The following is a 25318-nucleotide window of genomic DNA, read 5'->3' on the forward strand; positions in this document are numbered from 1 at the left end:
GATGCCGCGCTCGCTCGCGACTTCCTTTGAAGCGATGCGCTCGACGACTGGAACGAGATGGTCACGCTGCTGCCGCGGTCCGCGAGCTCCGCGAACCACTTCTCGGTCTGGTTGGAGTAGCCGCGAACCCGAACACCTGCTTGGCCGGCCCGCCCGCGCCCGCGCGGATCAGCTCCGGCGCGTACAGGTCCAGGAACGCCGACACATCCATCCTCGAGTAGGCGAGCCGGAACGGGGGCCAGATGTCGTTGTTGAGCTGCCGCAACAGGTCGATGTCCGCGCGTCCGAAGCTAGCGCGGACACACCCGAACAGCACTCAGCGGCCCACTGTCGGCGCGAGGATCTGGAAACGCCGTGGGCGCGCTTCACCGACCGCTCATCGTGCACCGAATACATCAGACAGCAGTGGGTGACTGTCGACGATCTTGCGGGCGACGTTGACGGAGTCGACCAGCGGATGCAGCGCCAGTGCTTTCACCGCGTGTGCGCGCTCGCCGCTGATGGCTGCCTGGATGGTGGCGCGCTCGACGACCTTAAGAGCGGTGACGAGTCCGACGCCCTCGTCAGGAACCTGGCTGACCGCGACAGGCCGCGCGCCGTTGGCGTCGACGACGCTCGGCACCTCGACGATGGCGTCGGCATCCAGGCATGACAACGTCGTCTTGTTCGGTACGTTGAGGATCAAGGTGGTTCGTTTGTTTGACGCGATTGCGTGCATCAGGTCGAGTGCGACCCGCTCATAGCCCCCGCCGTCGAGGTCGTTGGTGTCGCGTTCGTCGTCGCGGGTCTCGGCCATGTATGACTGTTCGCGCTCGAGGCGCGTCCGATGCCAGCTCTCCAACGACGGCGCCGCGTAGAACTGTTTTTGCTGCTCCAGCAAGAACGCCCCGCGCGATGCGCCGGACTCCACCGCCTCGCGCGTGAAGTAGTAGTAGTGCAGGTACTCGTTGGGAATCGCACCCAGCGTCCGCAGCCACTCGGCTCCGAAGAGCTTGCCCTCTTCGAACGACTCGAGCCGCTCGGTATCGGCAAGCAGACCTGGCAACACGTCTCGCCCCTGCACGCGAACGCCCCGCAGCCAGCCGAGGTGGTTCAGTCCGGCGTAGTCGAGCCACGCGTCCTCAAGATCGGCACCGACCGCGCGTGCCACTCGCCTGCCGAGGCCGACGGGGGAGTCGCAGATGCCGATGACGCGGTTACCGAGGTGTGCCGACATCGCCTCGGTGACCATGCCGGCGGGGTTGGTGAAGTTGATGACCCACGCGTCCGGCGCGTGAACTGATATACGACGTGCGATGTCGAGCGCGACGGGCATGGTCCGCAGACCGTATGCAACGCCGCCCGCGCCGACCGTCTCCTGTCCGAGCACCCCGCAGCCCGCGGCGACGCTTTCGTCGGCCGCGCGCCCGTCGAGCCCGCCGACCCGGATCGCGGAGAACACGAAGTCCGCGCCGCGCAACGCTTCGTCGAGGTCCGTCGACGTCGTCACGGTCGGCGCATCCGATATATCAGTCGCCAGCTCGGCCAGCACGCCACCGACCGCGACGAGCCGGGCGGCGTCGAGATCGTGGAGCACGACCTCGGTGACGCGGCCGGGCGACCGATCGGCGAGCAGCGCGCGGTATACGAGTGGTACGCGGAATCCACCGCCGCCCAGGATGACCAGCCTCATGCCTGAACCACGTCCACTCCGGCCTCCTGCAATGCGATCCGCGTCGCCGGGTCGGCCGACGCGGTGGTGACGACGGCGTCGAGGTCGTCGGGTCCGCAAACGCGTGCGACGCCGACCCCGGGAAACTTCCCGCCGTCCGCGACGAGCACGACCTGGTCCTCCGCGGCCTTGATCATGGCCCGTTTGAGCGGCACTTCGACGAGTGTCGTATCCATGACGGCGCCGTCGCCCCGCACCCCGCTCGTGCCGAGGAACAGCCGGCCCGCGTGCACCTGCCGGAGGTTGTCCTCGGTGAGGAATCCGACCAGGGAGTGGTAGCGCCGACGCACCATGCCGCCGAGCAGGACGAGCTCGACGTCGGCGTCGTCGCGCAGCTCGTCGAACACGGCGAGGTTGCTCGTGATGACGGTGATCCGCTTGCCGTGGAGATGATGGGCGAGCCGGTGCATCGTCGTGCCGATGTCGAGCAGCACGGTCTCGCCGTCCTGGACCATCGCGGCGGCTGTGCGTGCCACGGAGTCTTTGTCTTCGGCGCGTTCAGTGGCGACCTGCGCGAACGGGTCGTCGTCGTCGAGCGTCATCGCTCCGCCGTACACACGGGTCAACTTGCCGTCGGCGTCGAGCTGCTCGAGGTCGCGGCGGATCGTCGCCTGACTGACGCCGAGCTTGTCGGCGAGCGAACGCACCTCGCTCGGACCGTCCGTGCGCAGTGTGCGCAGGATCAGCTCGCGTCTGCTCTGGGCAAGCATGCCGCCACCGTACAACCGAGGTCGCTCAGACTTGAGCAAACTCTTGCCAGCTCGTGCACACCAGGCGCACGCTTCCGCACGACCTTGGAAGGGGTCGGCAGCTTTCTGCGATCCCGCAGCTCGTGGTGATGGCGCAGTTCGGCTAGGTCGGGTCGCTGAAAGCGCTGATCGTGCCAGCGGTGATCAACGTGGTCGGCATCTTCTGGCTGCGTCAGCACATTTCAGGTGCGGTGCACGACGAATTGCCGGAGGCGGCGCGGCTCGACGGCTGTGGATTCTCCCGGCAGTACTGGCCCGTCGAACTGCCGGTGGTGCGTCCGGCGCTCGCGTTCCTCGGGATCTTCACGTTCATCAGCGTGTGGAACGACTGTCTGTGGCCGCTGGTCGACCCGGACCGGGTGGCGCTTCAGGTCGCGTTGGACCAGCTCAACCGCACGCACGACACCGACTACGGCAATGCTGATGGCGGGAACGGTGCTTGCGGTGATACCGCTGCTGGTCGTCTTCCTCGTCGGCGCGCGCAATTTCATCGCGGATCTGGCAACGGGTGCCGTGCGCGGTTGATCTGTGATACAAAGAATGGCTTTGTATTTTCGGAATGAATTTTCCGGGAAGACAGAATTATTGTATCACAGGGGGCAAGGTGTTGGCGAGCGAACAGGCACGGATCACCTCTCTGTATGAAAAGCTCGATCAGGAACGGAACAAAGCGGTCGCTGACCTTGCGGCCGCGTTGCGGGACAACCTCATCCAGAGGCTGGACCGCGAAGCCGCTGTCGGCGTGCTGACCAGGGAAGTCGCGAAGTACAGCGCGGCGGAGGAGGGGCTGGTCTTCGGTCGCATCGACTCGGAGAAGGGCGAACGCACTTACATCGGACGCGTCGGCTTGTTCGACGACGACTTCGAACCGCTGTTGCTGGACTGGCGTGCACCGGCAGCACGGCCGTTCTACACCGCGACCGCCGCGAACCCGGAAGGCCTGGTGCTGCGGCGCCACTTCCGCGTTCGAGACCGGGAGCTGCGCGATTTCCACGACGACGAACTGCTGACCGACACGACAGCATTGCTCGACGCCCTCAACGCGCCGCGGACCGCGACTATGCGCGACATCGTCGCGACCATCCAGGCCGAGCAGGACGAGATCATCCGCTACTCGGGCCCCGGCGTACTGGTGATCGAGGGCGGTCCGGGTACCGGCAAGACCGCCGTGGCCCTGCATCGGGTGGCATACCTGCTGTACACGCGTCGTGAACGCCTGTCGCGGCACGGTGTGCTGATCGTCGGCCCGCACACCGGCTTCCTCCGCTACGTCGGCGACGTCCTGCCGTCGCTGGGGGAGACCGACGTTGTGTTCGCGACGCCAGGCGAGTTCTACCCCGGTGTCTTCGCCGACGTCGAGGACACCCCGTCGTTGCAACGACTGAAAGGCGATATATCAGTTCTGGATCTGCTGGCAGTCGCCGTCGCCGACCGTCAGGAGCTTCCCGACGACCCCATCGAGATTGAGCTGGAGGACGTCGTCGTCCCGCTCGACGCGCACGTCGCCGCCGTCGCGCGAGAGAAGACGCGCTACTACGGACTACCGCACAACGCCGCCCGCAAGTACTTCTTCCTCGCGCTCGCCGAGGAACTCGTCGCGCCGGCGTTGCGGCTCATCGGCGTTGACTGGCCGGAGATCGAGGAGGACGTGCGCCACGAGTTGCGCCACAGCGCGGCGTTGCGCGACGCCGTCGACCGGTTGTGGCCACAGCTCACGCCGGAACAGCTGCTCGCCGACCTGTATGCGGGCCGGTGCTTCCGGATCGGCGTGCCGGAGCTGTACCGGGAGAACTCCGAAGCGTGGACGGTGTCCGATGTGCCGTTGCTCGATGAGCTCGCTGAACTGCTCGGGTCCGACGGCGCCGCGGAGCGCGCGGCAAAGCGTGAGGAGGAGGAACAGCTCGAATACGCACGCGGCGTCATGGACGTCCTGTCGATCGACGAACGCGCGGACGATGACGAGTACATCGTCACCGACTTCGTCAACGCAGACGTGCTGGCCGTCCGGCATGAGATGCGCGACCACCGCTCTCTCGCCGAACGAGCCGCCTCCGACCGCACGTGGACATACGGCCACGTCGTCGTCGACGAGGCGCAGGAACTGTCCGCAATGGACTGGCGCGTACTGCTGCGGCGGTGCCCCAACAGGTCCATGACCGTCGTGGGCGACCTGGCCCAGCGTCAGGCCGCGGGTGGTGTCCGGAGCTGGGGTTCGGTGTTCGAGCGGTTCACCTACCGGCGGCTGGAGGTCAACTACCGCACGCCCGGCGAGATCATGGCCGTCGCCACGCCTGTCCTGAAGCTCGTCGACCCCGATGCGTCGGCGCCCGTGTCGGTGCGCAAGACCGGCGTCCGCCCGTGGGCGCGCCGCGTGACTGATATATCGGCGGCCGTGCGCGACGAACTCGACGCGCACGCCGATGTGCGCGACGGCCGCACGATCGCTGTCATCGGCGGCGGTTGGATGTCGCCGCGTGCGTCGAAGGGGCTGGAGTTCGACGTCGTCATCGTCGTCGAACCGCAACACATGTCGCCCAGCGAGCTGTATGTGGCGCTGACGAGGGCGACACAACGACTCGGCGTCCTGCACACCGAGCCGTTGCCGCGCCACCTACGAAGTCTCCTCTGACACCCAAGCGAGGTAGTCATCGCTGCCTCCGATCACGGGGGTGACGACGACCTCGGGCACGTCATAGGTGTGATGCGCTTTGATGTGCTCGACGAGTTCGTCGGCGCGGATGGCGGACGTCTTCACGACGCACTGCCATTCCGCGTCGACGCGCACCTCGCCCTCCCACCGGTAGACGCTCCGAATCGGCACGATCTGCACGCACGCGCCGAGCCGTGCCTCGACGATGCCCTTCGCCAGCGACTCCGCGGCCTCTTCCGAGTCGACGGTCGTCGTCACCACGCACGCACTACTCATAGGGCGTCGATCTCCTTCAGCAACTGGTCCTTCAACTCGGCCGGCGCGAACGACGCCCGGACCGCCGCCCGTGCGAGGCCGGCGAGCTCGTCGCGGCCGAACCCGAACCGTTCATGACACACCAGGTACTCGCGGTCCAGGTCGGTGTGGAACATGCCGGGGTCGTCGGTGCTGATCGTCACCGGCACACCGGCCTCCACGAGCCGCGGCAAGTGGTGCTCGTCCAGCGACTTCACCGCGCCGGTGCGGATGTTGGACGTCGGGCACACCTCCACGACGATGCCCTCGCCGGCGAGATGCCGCAGCAGTTCCGGATCCTGCACCGCGCTCACGCCGTGCCCGATCCGTTCTGCCTGCAGATCGTGCACTGCGGCCCAAATCTCGCTGGGCGGCGTCGTCTCGCCAGCGTGCGGCACCATGTGCAGCCCCGCGTCGCGCGCCATCGCGAACGCCTCCCGGAACTTCGTCCGCGGCGAGTCCGACTCGAAGCCGCCCAGCCCGAACCCGACCAGTCCCTCCGGCCGGTACTCGGACGCGAACCGCGCACTCGTCATACCCCAGTCGCGGTCCCAGATACCGGGGACGTCGAAGATCCACTGCAGCGCTACGCCGTGCACGGCGAGTGCTTCCTTGCGGCCGGCGTCCAGCGCCTCGACGAGTTCGTCGGGTGCGATGCCCGCCCGCAGATGACTCGTCGCGCTGATCGTCAACTCTGCATATCGGATATTGGTTCGCGCGGCGTCACGTGCGTATCCGACGACGAGAGTGCGGACGTCCTCTCCCGTCGTGACGAGGTCGTTGACGACTCCATACACGTTGATGAAGTGCCGAAAGTCCGTGAACTCGTAGAACTTCCGCAGCGCGGCCTCGTCGGTCGGCACCGGCCCGTCGGGGTGGTTGCGGGCGAGTGCGAGGACGGTGTCGACGGAAGCCGCGCCCACGAGGTGGACATGAAGCTCGGCCTTCGGCAGCGTGTGGACGAAGTCGGAAATGTGCACGGCCCATGCTCTCAGGTCAAGAGCCGATCGACGGGTGACATGTCTTGCAGTCAAGGGGAAGGGTGCAGGGCGAATCCCAGTACCTGGCCTTGCATTGGGGGTGCCTCGTGAGGGGCGCACGAAGAGTCGCACTGCTGACAGCGGTACTTGTCCTGCCCTTCCTGCCGGCGACGGCCCAAGCCGCCGAAGGGCCTGTGTTCAAGGACGGTGAGGCGCAGCCCGTCTTCGACCCGAAGGACGTGGTGAAGGAAAGCCTCTGGGTCCGGGCGCCGGTCGACAGCGACCGCGACGGCAAGGACGACGAGGTCTACGCCGAGGTCGTCCGGCCGCGCGCGACCGAACGCGGCCTCAAGGTCCCGGTCGTCTACATGGTCAGCCCGTACTTCTCGGGCGGTAACGACGTCGCCAACCACAACGTCGACGTCGAGCTGTACGTGCCTGACAAGCGCAACGGCCGTTTGCTGAAGGCCTCCGCCGACGAACGCGTCACGGCCGCTCTTGGCCCGAACCCGATCACGTCGACCCGTTACGAGGCTTACTTCATCGCACGCGGGTACGCCGTCGTCTACGCCGAGTCGCTCGGCACCGGCAAATCGACGGGCTGCCCGACGACGGGCGACGTCAACGAGACGATCGGCGCGCGTGTCGTCGTCGACTGGCTCAACGGCCGTGCGTCGGCGCGTACTGCCACCGGTGATGCCATCAAGGCGACTTGGTCGACCGGCAAGACCGGCATGATGGGCGTCTCCTACAACGGAACATTGCCCAACGCCGTCGCCTCCACGGGTGTGCGCGGTCTGGAAGCCATCGTGCCGATCGCCGCGATTTCCAGCTGGTACGACTACTACCGCGCTGACGGCGCCGTGGTCGCCCCCGGCACGTTCCAGGGCGAGGACGCTGATGTGCTCGCCGAGTACGTCTACACGCGCGCGGACAAGGAGATCTGCAAGCCGATCATCGCTGAGATCGCCAAGGACCAGGACCGCATCACCGGCGACTACAGCGAGTTCTGGGACAAGCGGAACTACCTCAACGACGTCCGCAAGGTTCGTGCGGCCGTGCTGGCGGTGCACGGGCTCAACGACTGGAACGTCAAGATGACGCACGTCGAGCAGTGGTACTCGGCGTTGAAGAAGGTCGGCGTGCCGCACAAGATCTGGCTGCACCAGTCCGGCCACACCGACGCCGACACGCTGCGTTCGGTCGAGTGGCGGCGCACGTTGAACCGCTGGTTCACGCAGTACCTCTGGGGTCACCGCAACGGTGTCCACAAGGAGCCTCGCGCGACGCTGCAGCGCGAGGACAAGACGTGGGTCGACGAGAAGGACTGGCCGGCACCCGGCACGTCCGACGTGCGGCTGCGACTGACTCCGGGCGGATCTGCCAAGGGAGGTCTGGGGATTCGGCCCGGCCACGGCGTGGAGAAGCTGACCGACGACGCGACGAAGACGGCGGAGTCGTTGATCGACCAGGCGTCCTCGCCGAACCGGCTTTCCTACACCTCGGAGCCGGCGCAGAAGCCGTTCCGACTCTCGGGCAAGTCGACCGCGCACCTGCGGATCGCGTTCGACCGCCCCGCGGCCAACGTGACGACGCTGCTCGTCGACCGTGCCCCGGACGGCAAGTCGCACGTCATCACCCGTGGTTCGACCGACCCGCAGAACCGCGAGCGGCCGGACAAGACCTCGCCGATCAAGCCGGGCAAGTTCTACGACGTCAGCGTGCCGATCGTGCCGGACGACTACGTCCTGAAGGCCGGTCACCGGCTCGAGTTCGTGCTGATCTCCAGCGACTACGACTACACGCTGCGACCGAAGCCGGGTGCCGGCCTTTCGCTGGACCTCGCCCGGACCTCTGTCGAGCTGCCGGTCGTCGGCGGCTGGCGCGCCGTGTTCCAGACGTTCTGACGTGATGCCGCGCTTCGGTCCCCGATCGCTGGGACCGAAGCGCGGCAACCTACCACCCACCTCCGACAAAACCCCGCTCCCGAGCGCTCCAAGATCTCAACCTGTCCACACCCGCTGAGTTGTCCACAACTTCCCCGCCGGCCGGTCCCCCACCCCTCCCGGCCCGCCAATGTGGGCCCATGCCCACAACCCTCCCGAAACCGATCCGCGTCCGCGGCGCCGGCGACCTCTACGCCGCGATCCCGCACCTGATGGGATTCCACCCGGCGGACTCGCTCATCGTGCTGGTGCTGAAGGACCGCGTGATCAGCATGACCATGCGCGTCGATCTACCGCGCCCACGACATAGAGGAATGCTTGCGGCCCAACTGGAAGCGCCGCTGCTCGAACACCAGGCGACGGACGTGATCCTGGCGGTGGTGTGCCCTCCGACTGAGCACATGCCGGAGGAACTGCCGCACGAACCGTTGGTCAGCATGCTCAGACACAAACTGGGTGGCGTGGGCATCGAGGTCGTCGAAGCTGTGTGGCTGCCGTCCTGTCAGAAGGACGCCCCGTGGCTCTGCTACCTCGACATCGACTGTCACGGAACACTTCCGGATCCCGGTCTGTCCGCCGTGGCCGCCGCGTCAGCACACCAAGGCAACGTGACGTTCGAGTCGCGTGCTGCTTTGGCCGCAATCGCCGCGCTGGACCCAGTGGAGGCGTTGGAACGCAGGTCCGCGTTGCTCGACGACCTCATGACGAGCTCCGGCGAGCCTGATCCGGGTGTCGAACTGCAGAGGGTGCGCGATGCGATCGACGCGGTGGAGGAACGCAAAGGGCCGTTGCCGGACGCGGAGATCGTCGCACTGGCGAGAGCATTGGCGATCCCAGAGGTCCGGGACGCGAGCATGGCGTTCGCGGCGCAGGCGAGGTCCCGACTCGCTGAGCGACTGTGGCTCGAGCTCACCAGGTCGTGCCCGGCACCGGAGCGCGCTGAGCCCGCATGCCTGCTCGCGTTCTACGCCTACCAGCGCGGCGACGGCGGGATCGCGTCCATCGCGCTCGACGCGGCAGAGGAAGCCTGTCCCGGCCATTCGCTGGCCAAGCTCCTCCGCGCCGCGCTGAGCACCGCTCTCCCGCCGGAAGAGATGCGGGCGCTGTCCACCAAATACCTGGACAGCGCCCGCAGGTTGCTCGGCACCGGCGCTCAGAGCAGTTCCGGCCGCTCCCAGTCCTGATCCAGGACGTGCTCGGCCAGGAACGCCCACACCGTCTCGTACCAGACCCGAGAGTTTCCGGGGGTGAGGATCCAGTGGTTTTCGGTTGGGAAATACAAGTACTTCGCAGTGACCCCGTGTCGGACGAGGTCGAAGTACAGCCGATGCCCCTCGCCGATGGGAACCCGGTAGTCCTTGTCCCCGTGGATGACCAGGATCGGCGTCTTGATGTCGGCGACCCGCAGGTGCGGGGAGTTGGCCTGGATCCGCTCGGGCTGGGTGAGGGGGTCGCCCATCTCCCGCATCCAGAAGTAGGAGCTGTCGGTGCCACCGGAAAACGCGTCGAGGTGCCACAGGGACGCGTGAGTGACGATCGCGCGGAACCGGTCGGTCTGGGTGGCGATCCAGTTGGCCATGTAACCGCCGAACGAACCACCCATGGCCGCAGTCCGGGAAGCGTCGATGTCGGGCCGCTCGACCGCGACGTCCGTGATGGCCATGAGATCGGTGTAGGGCTCAGCGCCCCAGCGGCCCCAGCCGGCCTTGATGAAGTCCGGTCCGTACCCGGTGGACAGGGCGGGGTCGGGCAGCAGGATGGCGTACCCGCGGGCGGCCATCAGCCAGGGGTTCCAGCGCCAGGTCCAGCCGTTCCAGCTCATGACCGGCCCACCGTGGACCCACAGCACCAGTGGGGCGGGAGAGTCGGCGGAGGCGCCTTCCGGCAGCACGAGCCACGAGCGGACGGTCCTGCCGTCGGCGACGACCGTGGAGATCTCCGTGAGGGTGCCGGGCACCGAGGCGATGGCACCGGGCGCGCGCAGGCGTTCTGGATCCTGGTCGGTTCCGGTGGTGCCGAACCGCACGGGCTGTGGCGGGTGGTCGATCGAGTTGCGCAGTGCGTACAGCGTCTTGCTGTCCGGGCTCACGACCACGTCGCTGTAGTAACCCGAGACCGTCAGCTTCGTGATCACGCCGCTCGCGAGGTCCAGCCGCCACACCGGCTGGTGCCCGAGGTGGCTGGCGGTGAAGAAGACCGCGGACCCGTCCGGGCTCACCACAGGGCTGTCCGGTTCCTCCTGGAAGTGGGGCGCCAGTGGCGTGATCGAGCTGTCCGCCAGATCAATTCGCACCAGATCACGCCGGTACGGGGAGTCCGTCGTGGACTCGCGGAACCGGACCGCGATCACGGCGGTGCCGTCGGGGGTGAAGGCGGCGTCGAAGAAGGAGAAACCCTCCTCGCCGGCGATGACTCGCGGCGAGCCGCCGGCCGTCGCCACGAGCCGCAGTTCGGTCCGGCGGCCGTAGGAGGCGCTGACGTCGACGCCGTGTCCGTGGACGGCCCACTTCCCGTCGTGGCTCAATGCGATGTCCTGGTCGCTGAGCCGGCTTTCGGCGTCTTCGCTGAGGGTGGTGACCTTCTCGGCGGTGATGTCCGCGAGGGGAGCCGAGAACAGGCGCGGGTAGCTCGGGCCCAGATCGGCGTCCCAGTACCGGATCGGGTACGACTCGTGCAGGATCGCCGTCACGCCGGCGTCCTCGCGAGCCTTGCGCTTGGCGTTGTCCTGGTCTCCGAACTCCGTGAAGCGGTACGCCGACGACGTGAACAGCAGCGTCTCGCCCGCGGCACGGACCTGACCGACTCCGCCGCCCGGCCTCAGGACCTCGGCGGCCTCACCGCGGACCGGAAGCCGCCACAGCGCCTTCTGCTCCTTGGTCTCGCCCGGCTTCGCGAGAGGGTCCGGGCGCGCCGACAGGAACAGCAGCGACCCGTCCGGTGCGAAGACGGGGGAGGAGTCTCCCTTGGCGGAGCGGGTGAGCCTGACGGCGTCCCGCTCGCCGGTGGGATCGACTTCCCAGAGGGCGCCCTGCCACGTCTTGCCGTCAGGAGCGAGCGAGGAGACGACCGTGACGAGCCGCGTGCCGTCCGGGGACAGCGCGAGCGACGTGAGCCTCGGCGTGGCGTTGTAGCTCTCGAAGGAGGCGAAGTCGGTCATTCCGGCTCAGGCGTGCCGGGCGCGGGTGAACTCCCACGCGTCGCGGACGATGCCGGTGAGGTCGGCGCGCTCGGGCTTCCAGCCGAGTTCCGTGCGGGCCCGCTCGGCGGAGGCGACGAGGACGGCCGGGTCGCCGGCGCGCCGGGGGGCGACGACGGCGGGGATCGGGTGGCCGGTGACCTCGCGGCAGGTGTCGATGACCTGCTTGACCGAGAAGCCGGTGCCGTTGCCGAGGTTGTAGATCCGGTGTTCGCCGGCGGTGGCGTGATCGAGCGCGAGGAGGTGGGCGTCCGCGAGGTCCGTGACGTGGATGTAGTCGCGGACGCAGGTGCCGTCCTCGGTGGGCCAGTCCTCGCCGTAGATCGAGATGTGCTCCCGCTGTCCGAGAGCGACCTGGAGAACGAGCGGGATGAGGTGCGTCTCGGTCGCGTGCCGCTCGCCGATGCTGCCGTAGGCGCCGGCGACGTTGAAGTACCGCAGGCTCGTCGCCGCCAGGCCGTGCGCGGCGGCGTACGACGTGATCGCGTGATCGATGGCCAGCTTGGTGGCGCCGTAGGTGTTGGTGGGCGAGGTCGGCGCGGTCTCGGGGATCGGCACCTCCCGCGGCTCGCCGTACGTCGCGGCAGTCGAGGAGAAGACGAGCTTCGGCGTGCCGTGATCCTTCATCGCGTCGAGCAGACGAATCGCGGTGAGGACGTTGCCCGTCCAATACTTGCCGGGGTCCTGCATGGACTCGCCAACGAGGGACTTCGCCGCGAAGTGCAGAACGCCGTCGAACCCTTCCGCGAGGACGTCCCCGATCACCTCGGCGATGTCACCCCGGATGAAGCGCGCTCCCGCAGGGACGGCGTCCTCGTGCCCGGTCGAGAGGTCGTCGAGGACGACGACTTCGTGTCCGGCTTCGAGCAGCCGGGCAGCGCACACGCTGCCGACGTATCCGGCTCCGCCCGTGACGAGCAGCTTCACCACAGTCCTCGCATTCCTGGTCGAGATCGTTGTTCGCTACCGGTCCCTGCCCGCGCCCGCGGACGGAACCGCCGTGAAGAGCCTCGGCCGCGTGAGCGAGCGCGAGGCGAAGTCGGCGAGAACGGACCGCTCGACCTCGTCGTGCCGTTCGACGGGCACGAGGGCGATGGCCGAGCCGCCGAAACCGCCGCCGATCATCCTGGCACCGAGAGCCCCGGCCTCCATCGCGGCGTCGACGGCGACGTCGAGCTCCTGGCAGGAGACCCGGTAGTCGTCCCGCAGGCTCGCATGGGAGGCGGAGACGAGGGGACCGATGTCGGCGAGCTTGCCCGCGCGGAGCAGTTCGACGGTGCGCAAGACCCTGTCGTTCTCGGTCACGACGTGCCGCACCAGCGGACGCAGCTCTTCGGGCAGCCGGACGAGCGTGTCGTCGAGCTCGTCGACGTCGACGTCGCGCAGCGCGGGGACGCCCAGGAACTCGGCGGCGCGCTCGCAGCCTGCCCGCCGGGCGCCGTAGCCGCCGTCGACGTGGGAGTGGCTGGCTCGGGTGTCGACGACCAGCACCTCGAGCCCGCTGGCAGCCGCGTCGAACGGGATCTGCTCCGACTTGCCGGAGCGCACGTCGTAAAACAGGGCGTGCGCTTCGATGCAGCTCAGCGATGCCGTCTGATCGAGGATGCCGGTTGGCGCACCCACGAAGTCGTTCTCGGAGCGCTGCACCCAGCGCGCGATGTCGGGCCGCTCGGCGTCGACGCCGGCGAGGCCGAGCAGCGCGAGCGCGACGGCGCACTCCAGGGCGTGCGACGAGGAGAGTCCCGCCCCGGCGGGCACGTCGCCCGAGAGAACGAGGTCCGCCCCTCCGGTGACGCCGATCCCCTGCTCGCGCAGAGCCCAGGCGACGCCGCTGGGGTACGCGGCCCACCCCTTGACGGTGCCCGGGACTAGGTCGGCCACCACGGCCGGGGCCGCGTCCTGCACCCCGCCGTCGTCGCCGAGCGTGCTGACGGTCAGCACACCGTCCGCGCGGGGCGACGCCGCGACCGCGATGCGGTGGGGCAACGCGAACGGCAGCACGTAGCCGTCGTTGTAGTCGGTGTGCTCACCGATGAGGTTGACGCGGCCCGGTGCCGACCAGACCCCGTCGGGAGCGCGTCCGTGCAGGCGCTGGAACGCCTCGGCCGCCTTCTCCGCCGGTGTCGCCGCCTGGGTCACCGGGCGAGCACCAGGACGGCGTGGGCGACCGCCGGGTCGAGCTCCGCCACGTTGCCGTTGCCGCCGCGCACCTGGATGACCTTGGCGCCACCGAGCGCCTCGACCTCCACGGTGCCGCCCGGCACCACGCCGGCGGCCTTCAGCTCGGACATGAGGTCCGGGTCGAGCTGGACGTGCTCGGCGATCCGGCGCACCTCGACGCGGCCGCCGCCGCGGCGGGCCACCTCGTCCACGCGCACCAGGTCCGCCTCGGCGGGCGGGGCGGGCTCGCCGTCGCCCAGCTTGTCGAGGCCGGGGATCGGGTTGCCGTAGGGCGAGGTGGTGGGGTTGCCGAGCAGCTTGATGAGCTTGCGCTCGACCGCCTCGCTCATCACGTGCTCCCAGCGGCATGCCTCGCTGTGCACGTGCTCCCACTCGAGCCCGATGATGTCCACGAGGAGGCGCTCGGCGAGCCGGTGCTTGCGCATGACGGCGATCGCGAGGTTGCGGCCCTGCTCGGTGAGCTCGAGGTGGCGGTCCTCCGCCACGACGACCAAGCCGTCGCGCTCCATCCGGCCGACGGTCTGGCTCACCGTCGGTCCACTTTGGCCGAGACGCTCGGCGATGCGGGCGCGCAGTGGCACGACGCCCTCTTCTTCGAGCTCGTAGATCGTGCGGAGATACATCTCCGTGGTGTCGATGAGGTCGTTCACACCCGCTCCCCTTCGTATGGTGTCAATGGTAGTCGTGCCGGGGGACACAGGTGTCCGCGCGGGTGCAGGATGTGAGTCGTGCATCCCTTGATCACTCCTGAGGCCCTCGCCGACGCGCTGAGTGCGCGACCGGCCACCGTCGTGCTGGACGTCCGGTGGCGTCTCGGTGGGCCACCCGGACGCCAAGACTACGAGGTCAGCCACGTGCCCGGCGCGGTGTACGTGGATCTGGACACCGAGCTGTCCGCTCCTCCGGGGGTCGGCGGCAGGCATCCGCTGCCGGATCCGGAGCAGCTGCAGGCGGTCCTGCGCCGCGCAGGTGTGCGGAAGGACAGCCAGGTCGTGGCGTACGACGCGGGTGACGGCTCGGTCGCCGCGCGGGTGTGGTGGCTGCTGCGGTGGGCGGGCCACAGCGAGGTCGCGGTGCTGGACGGCGGGTTCGCCGCATGGGAAGCGGCCGGGCTGCCGGTGACGGCGGAGGAGCCGGCGCCACTGACGGGTGAGGCGGCCGGGGACGTGGTGGTGCGGCCAGGTCAGATGCCCGTGCTGGACGCGGAGGAGGCTGCGGCGCTCGCTCGGGAGGGCGTGCTGCTCGACGCGCGGGCCGCGGCGCGTTACCGCGGGGAGACGGAGCCTGTGGACCCCAAGGCCGGGCACATCCCCGGTGCGCTCAACGCGCCGATGACCGGGCATGTTGGGGCTGACGGGCGTTGGCTTGGTGCTGCGGAGCTGGCGGAGCGGTTCGCGGGCCTTGGTGCGTCGGGTGACGTGGCGGTGGGCGCCTACTGCGGGTCTGGTGTGACCGCCTCGTCCGTCGTGATGGCGCTGGAGGTTGCCGGAATCACATCGGCCGAGAAGCCGGCGGCGCTGTACGCCGGGTCGTGGTCCAACTGGTGTGCGTTGGACCGGGAGGTCGCAACTGGCGGCTGACGCCGGCTCGGCCGGTGGAGCGGCCTCGGGTGTGGTGTCAGGCGTTGGGGATGCGTTCGAAGCCCTGCGTGGCGAGTTTCAGGGCGGTGGCGCAGGTGTCCAGTTCCTCGATGGCCACCACGCTCACCGAGAAGGCTGGAGCGAGGGCGGCCGGGTCGTCGGTCAGCATGACGGTGACCTGGCAGTCCTCCTTCGAGGCGCTGACCTGCCAGGCGGTGTTGCCGCCGATTTCGATCTGCTTCTTCTCGCCCTCCTGGCCCGCCACGTCGGGGGCGATGACCATCTGGGTGATGAGGGTCGTGGGCCCGGTGGTGGCGTGGATGCAGCCGCCGTCCGTTGAGGACTTGCCGCCGGTCGCCGCTTCGATGTCCACGGCTTTGAGGACTCCGCAGGTTTCCAGACCGGCGGTTTTCTTCTTCGTGGTGATCTTGGTGTCGCCCTGTGGTTCCGGGGCGGTGGGGTCCGCGGGCTTCGAGGGCGAGGTGCTGGTGGGAGGCTTCTTCGAGGTTGCGGGCGGGGTGGCGGGGGCCGCGTTGGGGTCGGCCGCGGCTGAGCCCTTGACCTGTTGGCTGCAGCCTGTGACGGCGGCGAGGGGCAGGATCAGCGCTAGGAGGATGGCCGCTGGTCGCAGGTGCATGTCGCCTCTGCCCCCTGTTCGGTCGGATCGGTTCCGGGCGTTCGTGGCCGGGGTGCGACTGTAGGCGGCCTGAGGATGGTGGGCACGTGGGGCGACCGAGATGTGATCACCGGTTGAGCTGATCGGTGGGTAGGTTGCTGGACTATGGGTAAGCCAGCCGCTGTTGTCTGGGATCGGTCCTTCCTGGGGTATGACCTCGGTGGCGACCATCCGCTCAATCCCGTCCGGCTTGATCTGACCGTCCGGCTCGCCACGGCGCTCGGGGTGCTTCAGGGCGTCGAGTTGCGGGTGCCCGAGGCGGCCAGCGACGAGGAGATCGAGCTGGTGCATCGGCCTGGGTATTTGAGCGCCGTGCAGGCGGCGCCCACGGCCGGGTGGGATGTCGGGCACGGGCTGGGGACGCCGGACAACCCGGTCTTCGAGCGGATGCACGAGGCTTCGGCGTTGGTGGTCGGTGGGTCGTTGGTGGCGGCTCGGGCCATTGCGTCGGGTGAGGTGGATCGGGCGGTCAACATCGCCGGTGGGTTGCACCACGCGATGCCGGACAGTGCGGCTGGGTTTTGCGTCTACAACGACTGCGCGGTAGCCATCGAGTGGTTGTTGCGCAACGGGGTGGAGCGCATCGCGTATGTGGATGTCGATGTGCATCACGGGGACGGCGTGCAGACGGCGTTCTGGGACGACCCGCGGGTGTTGACGGTCTCGTTGCATCAGCATCCGATGAGCCTGTGGCCGGGGACCGGGTGGGCCGGTGAGGTCGGTGGCGCCGGGGCCGAGGGCAGTGCGGTCAACGTGCCGTTGCCGGCGGGGACGCGCGACGGTGTGTGGTTGCGGGCGTTTCACGCGACGGTGCCGGCGTTGCTCAAGGCGTTCAGGCCTCAGGTGCTGGTCACGCAGTGCGGTGTCGACACGCACCGGGAGGATCCGCTCGCGGACCTGGCGTTGAGCGTGGACGGGCATCGGGCGATCTACCAGGCGTTCCGGGACTTGGTGAACGAGCACGGGTTCAAGTGGCTGGCGCTCGGGGGCGGCGGGTACGAGCTGCTCAGGGTCGTGCCGCGGTCGTGGACGCACCTGCTGGCGACGGTGCTGGACCGCGATGTGGATCCGAACCGGCCGTTGCCCGCGGACTGGGTGGCGCATGCGACACGCATCGCACCTGACTGGCCGTTGCCTGCGTCGATGACTGATGAGTGCGACGCTGGGTACCAACCGTGGGGCGGGGACGCGGTGGAGCCGGTGGACAAGGCGATTCGCGACACCCGGCGCGCGGTGTTCCCGTTGCACGGACTTGATCCCGACGACCCCAGGGACTGAAAGCCAGTGGCCGCTGCCAGAGATCCGTTCGACTTCCCCCGGCACTGGGAGGCGGACGTCGTCCTCAGCGACGGCGGCACCGTCCACCTGCGACCGATCACGCCGGACGACGGCGAGAAGCTGCGGGAGTTCCACGGCAGGCTGTCCGAGCGGACGCGGTACTTCCGCTACTTCGGGCCCTACCCGCGAATCCCGCAGCGCGACCTCGAACGGTTCAGCACCGTCGACCACCACGACCGCGTGGCGCTCATCGCGTTGCTCGGTGACGACATCGTCGCGGTCGGGCGGTTCGACCGGCTGCACGGCGGGGAGAGCGCCGAGGTCGCGTTCGTCGTCGAGGACGGGCATCAGGGGCGTGGGCTGGGCAGCATCCTGCTCGAGCACCTCGCCGCGGCTGCCAGAGAAGTCGGGCTCACGCGGTTCGAGGCGGAGGTGCTGGCCGAGAACGGGCAGATGGTCCGGGTGTTCCGCGACGCCGGCTACCAGGTCAGCAGGGCGTTCGAGGAGGGCGTGCTGCATCTGGAGTTCGCGATCGACCCCACTGACGAGTCCGTCGCCGTCGCCAGGGCGCGCGAACAGGCCGCGGAGGCCCGCAGCGTGCACAACCTGCTGCACCCGAGATCGGTCGCGGTCATCGGCGCCTCCACCGACCCGACCAAGATCGGGCACGCGGTCCTCAAGAACCTCCTCGAAGCCGACTTCAACGGGCCCGTCTACCCGGTCAACGCCGAGCACCGCGCCGTCAGGGGTGTCCGGGCCTATCCGACCGTGCTCGACATCCCCGACGACGTCGACCTCGCCGTCGTCGCCGTCCCCGCGGCCAGCGTCGACGAGGTCATGGACGCGTGCCTCGCCAAAGGCGTGAAGGCGCTCGTCGTCGTGAGCTCGGGCTACGGCGAGACGGGGCCGGACGGTCTGTCGGCCGAGCGCAGGCTCGCGGCCGAGGCGAGAGCGCACGGCATGCGTGTCGTCGGTCCCAACGCGCTGGGCGTGCTCAACCTCGACCCCAAGGTCAGGCTCAACGCGAGCCTCGCCCCGAAGCTCCCGGCACGCGGCCGTGCGGGCTTCTTCTGCCAGTCAGGCGCCCTCGGCACGGCCATCCTCGCCAACGCCGCGGGCTGGGGCCTCGGCCTGTCCACGTTCGTCTCGGCGGGCAACCGCGCCGACGTCTCCGGCAACGACCTGCTGCAGTACTGGGAGACCGACCCCTCGACCGACGTCGTCCTGCTCTACCTGGAGTCGTTCGGCAACCCGCGCAAGTTCGCGAGGCTCGCGCGACGGCTCGGCCGCACGAAGCCCATTGTCGCGGTGAAGTCGGGACGGCACGCGGTCGTTCCCGGCCTCGCCGCCACCGGCGCGAAGGTCGACGAGGCGAGCGTCCAGGCGCTGTTCGAGCAGGCCGGCGTGATCAGGGTCGACTCGCTGGCCCAGCTGTTCGACACCGCGCTCCTGCTGGCCAATCAACCGCTGCCCAAGGGCAAGCGCGTCGCGGTCGTCGGCAACTCCACCGCCATCGGGCTGCTGGCCGCCGACACGCTGCTCGCCCAAGACCTCGAGCTCGCGGGCGAGCCCGTCGACGTCGGCGCCCAGGCGACGCCGGAGGAGTTCGCCAAGGCCGTCCAGGAAGCGGCCGTCCGTCCCGACACCGATGCCCTCGTCGTCGTGTTCGTGCCACCCATCGCCGTCCCCGGCACGGCCTATGCGCGTGCGCTCAGGGAAGCCGTGCACGGCACGAAACCGATCGTCTCCACGTTCCTCGCGGTCGAAGGAATTCCGGAGGAGCTGCGGGTTCCCGGGAAAGGTTCCATTCCCAGCTACGCCAGTCCGGAACGCGCCGTTCTCGCATTGGCCCGCGTCATCCGCTACGCCCGCTGGCGCGCCGCACCCCAGGGCAACTTCACTCGCCCGGACGGTATCGACAGCGAACGTGCACGGTCCATTGTGGACAACACTGAGACCGAAAGCCTGCTGGGTGACGACAAGGCCGTCGAGCTCCTGAACTGCTACGGCATCGACGTCGTCCCGTTCCGCATCGCCCACAGCGCCGAGGAGGCGGCAGCAGCCGCCGACGAGCTCGGCTACCCGGTCGCGATGAAGGCCACCAGCGAACGCCTCCGCCACCGCACCGACCTCGTCGGTGTACGGCTCGACATCGCGCAGCAGGAATCGGTCAAGGCCGCCTACCACGACCTCGCGGCGCTGAGCGGCAAACCGGGCGTGTACGTGCAACGCATGGCGCCCAAGGGAGTCAGTTGCGTTCTCGGCCTGCAGGACGATCCGAGCTTCGGCACGTTGGTCTGGTTCGGACTGTCGGGTCTCGTCAGCGATCTTCTGGGCGACCGCGCCTACCGGGCGGTACCCCTCACCGACACCGACGCCGCAGAACTCGTTGCCGCGCCGAAAGCCGCGCCGTTGCTCACCGGTTACCGCGGCGACGAACCCGCGGACCTGAAAGCACTTCAGGACCTGGTACTCCGTTTGGCGGCACTGGCGGAGGACCTCCCGGAAGTCCGCTCACTCAAACTCGAACCCGTTCTTGCTTCTGCCGCAGGGGCTTTCGTCAGCAGCGCGCGCATAGTCATCGGCCCACCTCCGTCCTTGCACGACGTCGGTCCGCGCCGCTTGCGCTGACTTGCCGACCGCAACGATTCCGTTGTCTCATTCGCGCAGAGGTATGGACATGCGTCGGATAGCCGCCTAGGTTTCCCGGCATCGCCGAGCAACGCTGCCAAGGTGCGTCGGCGCATGCCCGTGGAATCTCGCTGTAAGAGGGACGAATGACGCCGAGAGCGCTCCTCCGCCTGGTGGCGACAACATGTGCGGCTCTGCTTCTCCTCGCCTCGTGCGCGGGTGGCGACGAGTCCACGATGGTTGGAAAGGTCAGCGCGAACGACCGCATGGTCATCGCCGTGTCGTTCGACCAGCCGGGGATGGCGGTTCGCAGGCTCGACGGCAGCTACCGCGGTTTCGACGTCGACGTCGCGAAGTTCATCGCGAACGAGCTGGGCGTCAAGGAGCAGGACATCACCTGGAAGGAAGCGCAGCCCGGCAACCGGGAGACGCTGCTGACCAGCGGTGAGGCCGACATGGTCGTCTCCACCTACTCGATCACGGACAAGCGCAAGGAGATCGTCGACTTCGTCGGCCCGTACTTCGTCGCGGGCCAGGACCTGCTGGTGCGCATGAACGAGAGCCGCATCGAGGGCCCGAAGTCGCTCAACGCCAGCCTGCGCCTCTGCTCCACCGCGGGCTCAACGTCCGCCGCGTACGTGAAGGACCAGTTCGCCAAGGACGTGAACCTGGTCGAGTACGCGAAGTTCAGCGACTGCGTCACGGCGCTGCTGGCCAACAACGTCGACGCCGTCACCACCGACGACGTCCTGCTCGCGGGCTACGCCGCCCAGAACCCGGAGCTGCTGCGGGTCGTCGGTGACCCGTTCAGCAAGGAGGAGTACGGCGTCGGCCTGCGCCGCAACGACCCCACCAGCAAGGCGAAGGTCCAGGCAGCGTTGCAGAAGATGATCGACTCGGGCGCCTGGCGGGAGTCGCTGGAGGTCAACATCGGATCTTCCGGCTACAAGATCCCCGACCCGCCGAAGCTGGCCCCCTGATCGCACAGAAGGTGACGTATGCTCACGCCACGTGAACCGCGTCCCGCCGCACCGTGCTGATCGACCCGTTCGCGCGGGCATTCCCGAACACGGCCGAGTCCCGCGCTACTACGCGGTCAAGGCCGAGCTCTTCGACCTCGTCGAGACCCTCGGCGAAGGCACGGTCCTGCCGTCCGAACGCGAGCTCGCCGAACGGTTCTCCGTCTCGCGCGTCACGCTTCGCCAGGCCGTCAGCGAACTGGTGCTCGAAGGCAAGCTCATCCGCCGCCAGGGCAGCGGCACGTTCGTCGCGCCGCCGAAGCTCGTCCAGCCGTTGTCGCTGGTCAGCTACACCGAGGGCATGCGACGCCAGGGTGTCGAACCGACCCGCACGGTGATCACGCTCGAGGAGCTCAGCGCCGACGAGGGCCTCTCCCGCGACCTGATGCTCGAACCGGGCGACCCGGTCGTGCACCTCGAACGGGTCCTGCTCGCCGACGACGAGCGCATCGGCCTCGAGTCGACGTACCTGAGCAGCCGCCGCTTCCCCGACCTGATGGACAAGCTCGACCCCGCCGGATCGCTCTACGCCTGCCTCACCGAACGCCTCGGCGTGCGCTTCGCCGAGGCGGAGGAACGCGTCGAGACCGTGCTGGCCACACCGCGCGAGGCGCTGCTCATCGGCACGAACCCGGCGCTGCCGATGCTGCTGCTGCACCGCGTCTCCTACGACGTCGACGGCCACCCGATCGAACGCGCCCGGTCGCTGTACCGGGGCGATCGGTTCAGTTTCGTCGCGCGGCTGCACGCCGACCGTTAGGAACGGAACAGAATCGGTCTCCGAGGCGTCTGAGGATCATGGCGCTGGAATCGGAGATCGGGCTCGTCGGCAGGGACGGCATCACCGCCCTGGTGGAGTCGCTGGTGGAGCGCCGCCACAAACAGCCGCTCCCGGTGATCGTCGCGTTCGGTCCCGGTGGCAGCGGCAAGACGTCGCTGCTCGACCACGTCCGCCGGCGCTACCGCGACGCGCCCACCGCCAAGGTCGACCTCGACCGGGCGGGTTCCCGTTCCTGCAAGGACATCCTCGACGTCGCCGCCGAGCAGCTGAGGTCCTGCCAGCACGCCGAGTTCGGGCGGATGCGGCTGCCGCGCTACGACCTCGCCCGTCTCGCGCTGTACAACGAGCCCGCCGACGACCCGCACCACCGCGCGCGTGAGCTCGCCGCCAAGCAGATGACCCGGCTCGTCGCGGTCGCCGACGCCGCCGAGGTCGTCGAGATGCTGCCACCCGCGCAAGGCCTCGGGAAGGTGCTCAGGCCACTTCTGCTGCGGCTCATCGGACTCGCCGTCATCGCGCCGCGGTCGTTGCGCTGGCTGCTGGGCGGGCCGCGCGTCGCGAGTGCGTTGCGGTGGTTCGAGAACTACGTCGGGCACGAACTGAAGTCCGGTCAGCGGCTGAAGTTCGACGCCGCACTCGTGCACACGTGGAGCCTCAACCGTTCCGGCGACACGCTGGAGATCGACAGGCTGCTCGTCGCCGCGTTCCTCGCCGACATCACCGCCGCCTACCGGTTCCGCGGCTGCTACCGCAGGATGAACAGCCTGCTGCTGCTCGACGGCGCCGACCTGCTCGACGGCATCGACTCCTACCTGCCACCGCAACGGCCACGGCCCGCCGCCCGCGCCACCGACTTCCTGAGCCTGGTCGCCGAGCGGCGCGTCAAGGAGCCGCACGTGCCGCTGCTCGTGATCGCCACCAAGCAGTCCGCGCCGTCGTTACCCGACTCGGCACCATCGGTGTTCCTGCCGGTGCGCCTGGAGCCGTTCACGCTGGCGCAGACGCGGCAGTTCCTCGCCGAGTGGAACCGCACGCGCAACAGCACGGTCGAGTCCGAGGCGCTCGTCGAGGAGCTGCAGGAGGTCACGCACGGCCACCCGCTCGCGGTTCGGCTCGCCATCCAGCTCGTGCAGTTCGTGTTCGCGCGCGACCAGGTGCTGCCGTCGGTGCGCGCGGTGTTCGACGAACGGCTACCGGTCGACGAGACCACGACGTTCCAGGACGCCATGGTCGGCGACTACCTGCTTCTCCGCTTCTTCCAACGGATTCCCGGCGCGGAGGAGATGCCGGAACGCGAGGCAGCGCGCGAGATCTTCGCCCGCCTCGCCGCCCCGCGCCTGCTCGACCGGCACGTGATCCGCGCGCTGCTCCCGTCGACGTGGTCGGCGGAGAACATGCGTGCTCTGCTGGCACAGCTGAGCTTTGTGAGCCAGCAGGGCGACAACTTCGTGCTGCACCCGTTGTTGCGCGATCTGCTGGCGCGCCGGCTTCGCGAGGTTCCCGAGGACCAGCCGTTCTCGCACCGCAACGTCCATCGGCTGCTGAACGATCGCTACGACAGCCTCGGGCAACGCGAGGACGCGCTCTACCACGCGCTCGCGCTCGGCGAAGTCCACCTCGTCGCGCATCGCCTCCGCCCGCACGTCGACGAACGCAGTGACCGCTGGATCGCCGAGCTCGCCGCCATCGCCGAGGCCCCGATGCCGCCGGGCGAGGGCTAACCGGAGTTCGGCGAAGAACCGCGCACGTGGTGGGAACGCCTGCGCAGTGACATCAAGGGCAAGGACGCGAAACGCACCCTCCACCGCCGTTACGACCGCGCGGTGCGGCCGGAAACCGGGCTGCTGGAGGACGCCGTCATCGCGACCTGGGAACTGCGTTCGCTCAGCAGGATCGTGCGGCCGACGGTCGAGATGTACGACCAGGTGTTGCGCACCCACCAGGAACTCAGCGGCGCCGAGGAACGCCTGACCGCTTACCTCGCAACGAAACGCGCGCTCGAACACAACACGCCCGCATCACCACCGGCGCCGTTGCCGCGCTCGTCCGGCGTCGGCCGCTACCCGTATCCGCGGCGCTGGCCCGGTCGCAACGCGTTGCGGCGCGTGGCTGTCTACCTCGTCGTCGCGCTGCTCGTGTTGTACGGCGCGGCTTTCTACCTCCAGGACAGCAACAACTGCTTGTGCTACGGCGTCTACGAACCGGCGGAACTCGTGGCGGACCTCGCGGGCCAGCGCACCCGTCTGTCCAAAATGGACGGAGCGCAATGCGTCGGCCTGAGTGAGAAACCCGGCCGGTTCGCCTACGGTGACCCGGCGTCGCAGAACAACGACGACGCGGAGGTCGAGGAGCTTGCGAAGCTCATCGCCGAGGAGAACGCCCGCGCCGCGAAGGTGAAGGACCGCAGCGTGGTGACGATCGTCGTCGCCACGATGCTCAGCTCCAACGAGCGGGTGAAGCGCGACCTGTCCGCCGGAGTGAACGAGCTGCGCGGCGCGTAACTGGCGCAGCGCGACTGGAACCAGCTCGACGGTCTCGGCCGCAATCCGTTGGTGCGCCTCGTACTCGCGAACTTCGGCGGCGAGTCCAGGTACGCGGAGAGGGTCGCGGAGGAGATCCGCGCGTACGCCGGCCGAGATCGGTCGGTGGTCGCGGTGACCGGTCTCGGGCAGAGCCGCGGCACCACGTTGGCCGCGCTCGGTGTGCTGGGCCCGTCGAAGGATCACCCGGACGGCATCCCGATGGTCGGCTCGTCCCTGTCGTCGACGAGCTTCAGCCAGAAGCCGTACTTCTTCCGCATCGCCCCGGCCAACGATCGTCAGGCGCAGGTCGCCGCCAGCATGATCGAGCGCACCGAAGCGTTGCGGGGCCGTCCGTTGCACCTCCTGCGCAGCACAGGGGACGAGTACAGCTCGGATCTCGCGGAGGAGTTCCAGGACGTGCTCGCGCCGGAAGTGCACGACTACGACGAGACGGCGCACTCGGTCGCCGCGCAGCTCGGCAAGGTCGTGACGGACATCTGCAAGAAGACAACTAACCCGCTCATCCTCTACACGGGCCGCACCGCGGAGGTCGGCGGGCTGCTCACCGAGCTGAGCCACAGCAACTGCACCGACCCGGTGGTGTTCGGCGGCGACGACCTGACTCAGCTGGAGACGACGAACTTCACGGATCTGGAAGACGTCAAACGAATCGCCGACGGCAAGCTGTACTTCACGACGTTCGCGTGGCCACCTGGCCGTGAGCCGATTCCCCCGTCGACGCAACAGTTCTTCACCACTTACGAGGCGGCGCAAAAACGGCATGCGCGGAAGGCGTTCCTTTCGGGCCCCAACGGACACGTTCTGCTTGCTTATGATGCCGTCAGCGCGGTCGCCCGCTCGACTGGTGTTGGGGCGACACGAGAAGCCGTCTTCGGGAAGCTGCGCACTTTGAGTGACTTCCCCGGCGCGTCCGGGAGGCTGACGTTCGCCCGGCCCGGCGCGAGCGACCTGTCCGGTGCGGATCCGGCCGACAAGCTGGTCGTGGGCCAGATCGTCAAGCTGGACAACGGTTTCCTCGTGTCTCGATACGTGATGCACGAGGGTGCGTAACGGATCGGCGAAGTGACTACGGGTCACCGGACCTCTTTTGCGCGCAGGAAGAT

General features: G+C 68.5%; 22 protein-coding genes. 12 read left to right on the forward strand and 10 right to left on the reverse strand.

What is annotated here, in order from left to right:
- Positions 1–61 precede the first annotated feature (61 nt).
- Genes C8D87_RS30580 through C8D87_RS30590 form a run of 3 tightly spaced genes read right to left on the reverse strand, consistent with a single transcriptional unit; the run spans position 62 to position 2421 of the window.
- Complete coding sequence (locus C8D87_RS30580; protein WP_112229268.1) at positions 62–316, reverse strand: hypothetical protein; 255 nt, start codon at positions 314–316, stop codon at positions 62–64.
- A 60-nt stretch (positions 317–376) separates the two neighbouring features.
- Positions 377–1672, reverse strand: coding sequence for a 6-phospho-beta-glucosidase (locus C8D87_RS30585; protein ID WP_112229269.1), 1296 nt, complete (start codon positions 1670–1672; stop codon positions 377–379).
- The gene (locus C8D87_RS30590) at positions 1669–2421 is read right to left on the reverse strand and encodes a DeoR/GlpR family DNA-binding transcription regulator (protein WP_112229349.1); all 753 of its coding nucleotides are present in this window, start codon (positions 2419–2421) and stop codon (positions 1669–1671) included. The genes C8D87_RS30585 and C8D87_RS30590 overlap by 4 nt, the downstream gene beginning before the upstream one ends.
- 179 nt (positions 2422–2600) lie before the next feature.
- Between C8D87_RS30590 and C8D87_RS30595 the strand changes: the two genes are divergently transcribed.
- Both C8D87_RS30595 and C8D87_RS30600 read left to right on the forward strand, forming a co-directional pair.
- Positions 2601–3023, forward strand: a complete 423-nt coding sequence (locus tag C8D87_RS30595) for an ABC transporter permease subunit (RefSeq protein ID WP_215732532.1) — start codon at positions 2601–2603, stop codon at positions 3021–3023.
- Between the two features lie 131 nt (positions 3024–3154).
- The gene (locus C8D87_RS30600; protein WP_325049733.1) at positions 3155–5089 is read left to right on the forward strand and encodes an ATP-binding domain-containing protein; all 1935 of its coding nucleotides are present in this window, start codon (positions 3155–3157) and stop codon (positions 5087–5089) included.
- On the opposite strand, the gene cutA is transcribed toward C8D87_RS30600, so the two are convergent.
- Together cutA and add are read right to left on the reverse strand one after the other, a co-directional pair.
- Positions 5072–5386: a divalent-cation tolerance protein CutA gene (gene cutA / locus C8D87_RS30605; protein WP_112229271.1), complete on the reverse strand. Its 315-nt coding sequence runs from the start codon at positions 5384–5386 to the stop codon at positions 5072–5074. The genes C8D87_RS30600 and cutA overlap by 18 nt on opposite strands.
- A complete protein-coding gene (gene add / locus C8D87_RS30610; protein ID WP_325049734.1) occupies positions 5383–6384 on the reverse strand; it encodes an adenosine deaminase in 1002 nt (333 codons plus the stop codon). The genes cutA and add overlap by 4 nt, the downstream gene beginning before the upstream one ends.
- 107 nt (positions 6385–6491) lie before the next feature.
- Between add and C8D87_RS30615 the strand changes: the two genes are divergently transcribed.
- Both C8D87_RS30615 and C8D87_RS30620 read left to right on the forward strand, forming a co-directional pair.
- Positions 6492–8291, forward strand: coding sequence for a Xaa-Pro dipeptidyl-peptidase (locus C8D87_RS30615; RefSeq protein ID WP_112229272.1), 1800 nt, complete (start codon positions 6492–6494; stop codon positions 8289–8291).
- Between the two features lie 179 nt (positions 8292–8470).
- The gene (locus tag C8D87_RS30620; protein WP_112229273.1) at positions 8471–9514 is read left to right on the forward strand and encodes a DUF4192 domain-containing protein; all 1044 of its coding nucleotides are present in this window, start codon (positions 8471–8473) and stop codon (positions 9512–9514) included.
- On the opposite strand, the gene C8D87_RS30625 is transcribed toward C8D87_RS30620, so the two are convergent.
- The 4 genes from C8D87_RS30625 to C8D87_RS30640 are packed head-to-tail and all read right to left on the reverse strand — an operon-like array spanning position 9484 to position 14357.
- A complete protein-coding gene (locus C8D87_RS30625) occupies positions 9484–11487 on the reverse strand; it encodes a S9 family peptidase (protein WP_112229274.1) in 2004 nt (667 codons plus the stop codon). The two genes, C8D87_RS30620 and C8D87_RS30625, sit on opposite strands and share 31 nt — an antisense overlap.
- A gap of 6 nt (positions 11488–11493) precedes the next feature.
- Positions 11494–12453 carry a UDP-glucose 4-epimerase GalE gene (galE, locus tag C8D87_RS30630; protein WP_211337633.1) on the reverse strand — a complete coding sequence of 320 codons (960 nt, stop codon included), beginning with the start codon at positions 12451–12453 and terminating at the stop codon, positions 11494–11496.
- A 36-nt stretch (positions 12454–12489) separates the two neighbouring features.
- Positions 12490–13665, reverse strand: a complete 1176-nt coding sequence (galK, locus tag C8D87_RS30635; RefSeq protein ID WP_112229275.1) for a galactokinase — start codon at positions 13663–13665, stop codon at positions 12490–12492.
- Positions 13662–14357 (reverse strand): metal-dependent transcriptional regulator, encoded by a 696-nt coding sequence (locus C8D87_RS30640; protein WP_109640455.1) that lies wholly within the window; start codon positions 14355–14357, stop codon positions 13662–13664. The genes galK and C8D87_RS30640 overlap by 4 nt, the downstream gene beginning before the upstream one ends.
- 78 nt (positions 14358–14435) lie before the next feature.
- On the opposite strand from C8D87_RS30640, the gene C8D87_RS30645 reads away from it, so the two are divergent.
- Entirely contained in the window at positions 14436–15287 is an 852-nt protein-coding gene (locus C8D87_RS30645) for a sulfurtransferase (protein WP_112229276.1), read from the forward strand.
- 37 nt (positions 15288–15324) lie between these two features.
- On the opposite strand, the gene C8D87_RS45345 is transcribed toward C8D87_RS30645, so the two are convergent.
- Positions 15325–15924, reverse strand: coding sequence for a hypothetical protein (locus C8D87_RS45345; protein ID WP_146771916.1), 600 nt, complete (start codon positions 15922–15924; stop codon positions 15325–15327).
- Positions 15925–16068: 144 nt separating this feature from the next.
- Between C8D87_RS45345 and C8D87_RS30660 the strand changes: the two genes are divergently transcribed.
- The 7 genes from C8D87_RS30660 (at position 16069) to C8D87_RS30690 (ending at position 25265) form a co-directional block, all read left to right on the forward strand.
- Positions 16069–17241: an acetoin utilization protein AcuC gene (locus tag C8D87_RS30660; RefSeq protein WP_112229279.1), complete on the forward strand. Its 1173-nt coding sequence runs from the start codon at positions 16069–16071 to the stop codon at positions 17239–17241.
- 6 nt (positions 17242–17247) lie between these two features.
- On the forward strand, positions 17248–19872 hold the full coding sequence (locus C8D87_RS30665) for a bifunctional acetate--CoA ligase family protein/GNAT family N-acetyltransferase (RefSeq protein WP_112229280.1): 2625 nt from the start codon (positions 17248–17250) through the stop codon (positions 19870–19872).
- Between the two features lie 236 nt (positions 19873–20108).
- Positions 20109–20852 carry a glutamate ABC transporter substrate-binding protein gene (locus tag C8D87_RS30670; RefSeq protein ID WP_233440099.1) on the forward strand — a complete coding sequence of 248 codons (744 nt, stop codon included), beginning with the start codon at positions 20109–20111 and terminating at the stop codon, positions 20850–20852.
- A gap of 31 nt (positions 20853–20883) precedes the next feature.
- Positions 20884–21651, forward strand: coding sequence for a GntR family transcriptional regulator (locus C8D87_RS30675; RefSeq protein WP_112229281.1), 768 nt, complete (start codon positions 20884–20886; stop codon positions 21649–21651).
- A 38-nt stretch (positions 21652–21689) separates the two neighbouring features.
- Entirely contained in the window at positions 21690–23393 is a 1704-nt protein-coding gene (locus C8D87_RS30680; protein WP_112229282.1) for a P-loop NTPase family protein, read from the forward strand.
- 102 nt (positions 23394–23495) lie between these two features.
- Positions 23496–24173: a hypothetical protein gene (locus C8D87_RS30685; protein WP_112229283.1), complete on the forward strand. Its 678-nt coding sequence runs from the start codon at positions 23496–23498 to the stop codon at positions 24171–24173.
- Positions 24174–24224: 51 nt separating this feature from the next.
- Positions 24225–25265, forward strand: a complete 1041-nt coding sequence (locus C8D87_RS30690) for a type 1 periplasmic-binding domain-containing protein (RefSeq protein ID WP_146771917.1) — start codon at positions 24225–24227, stop codon at positions 25263–25265.
- Positions 25266–25318 lie beyond the last annotated feature (53 nt).

The organism is Lentzea atacamensis, from assembly GCF_003269295.1.
Classification (GTDB): domain Bacteria; phylum Actinomycetota; class Actinomycetes; order Mycobacteriales; family Pseudonocardiaceae; genus Lentzea; species Lentzea atacamensis.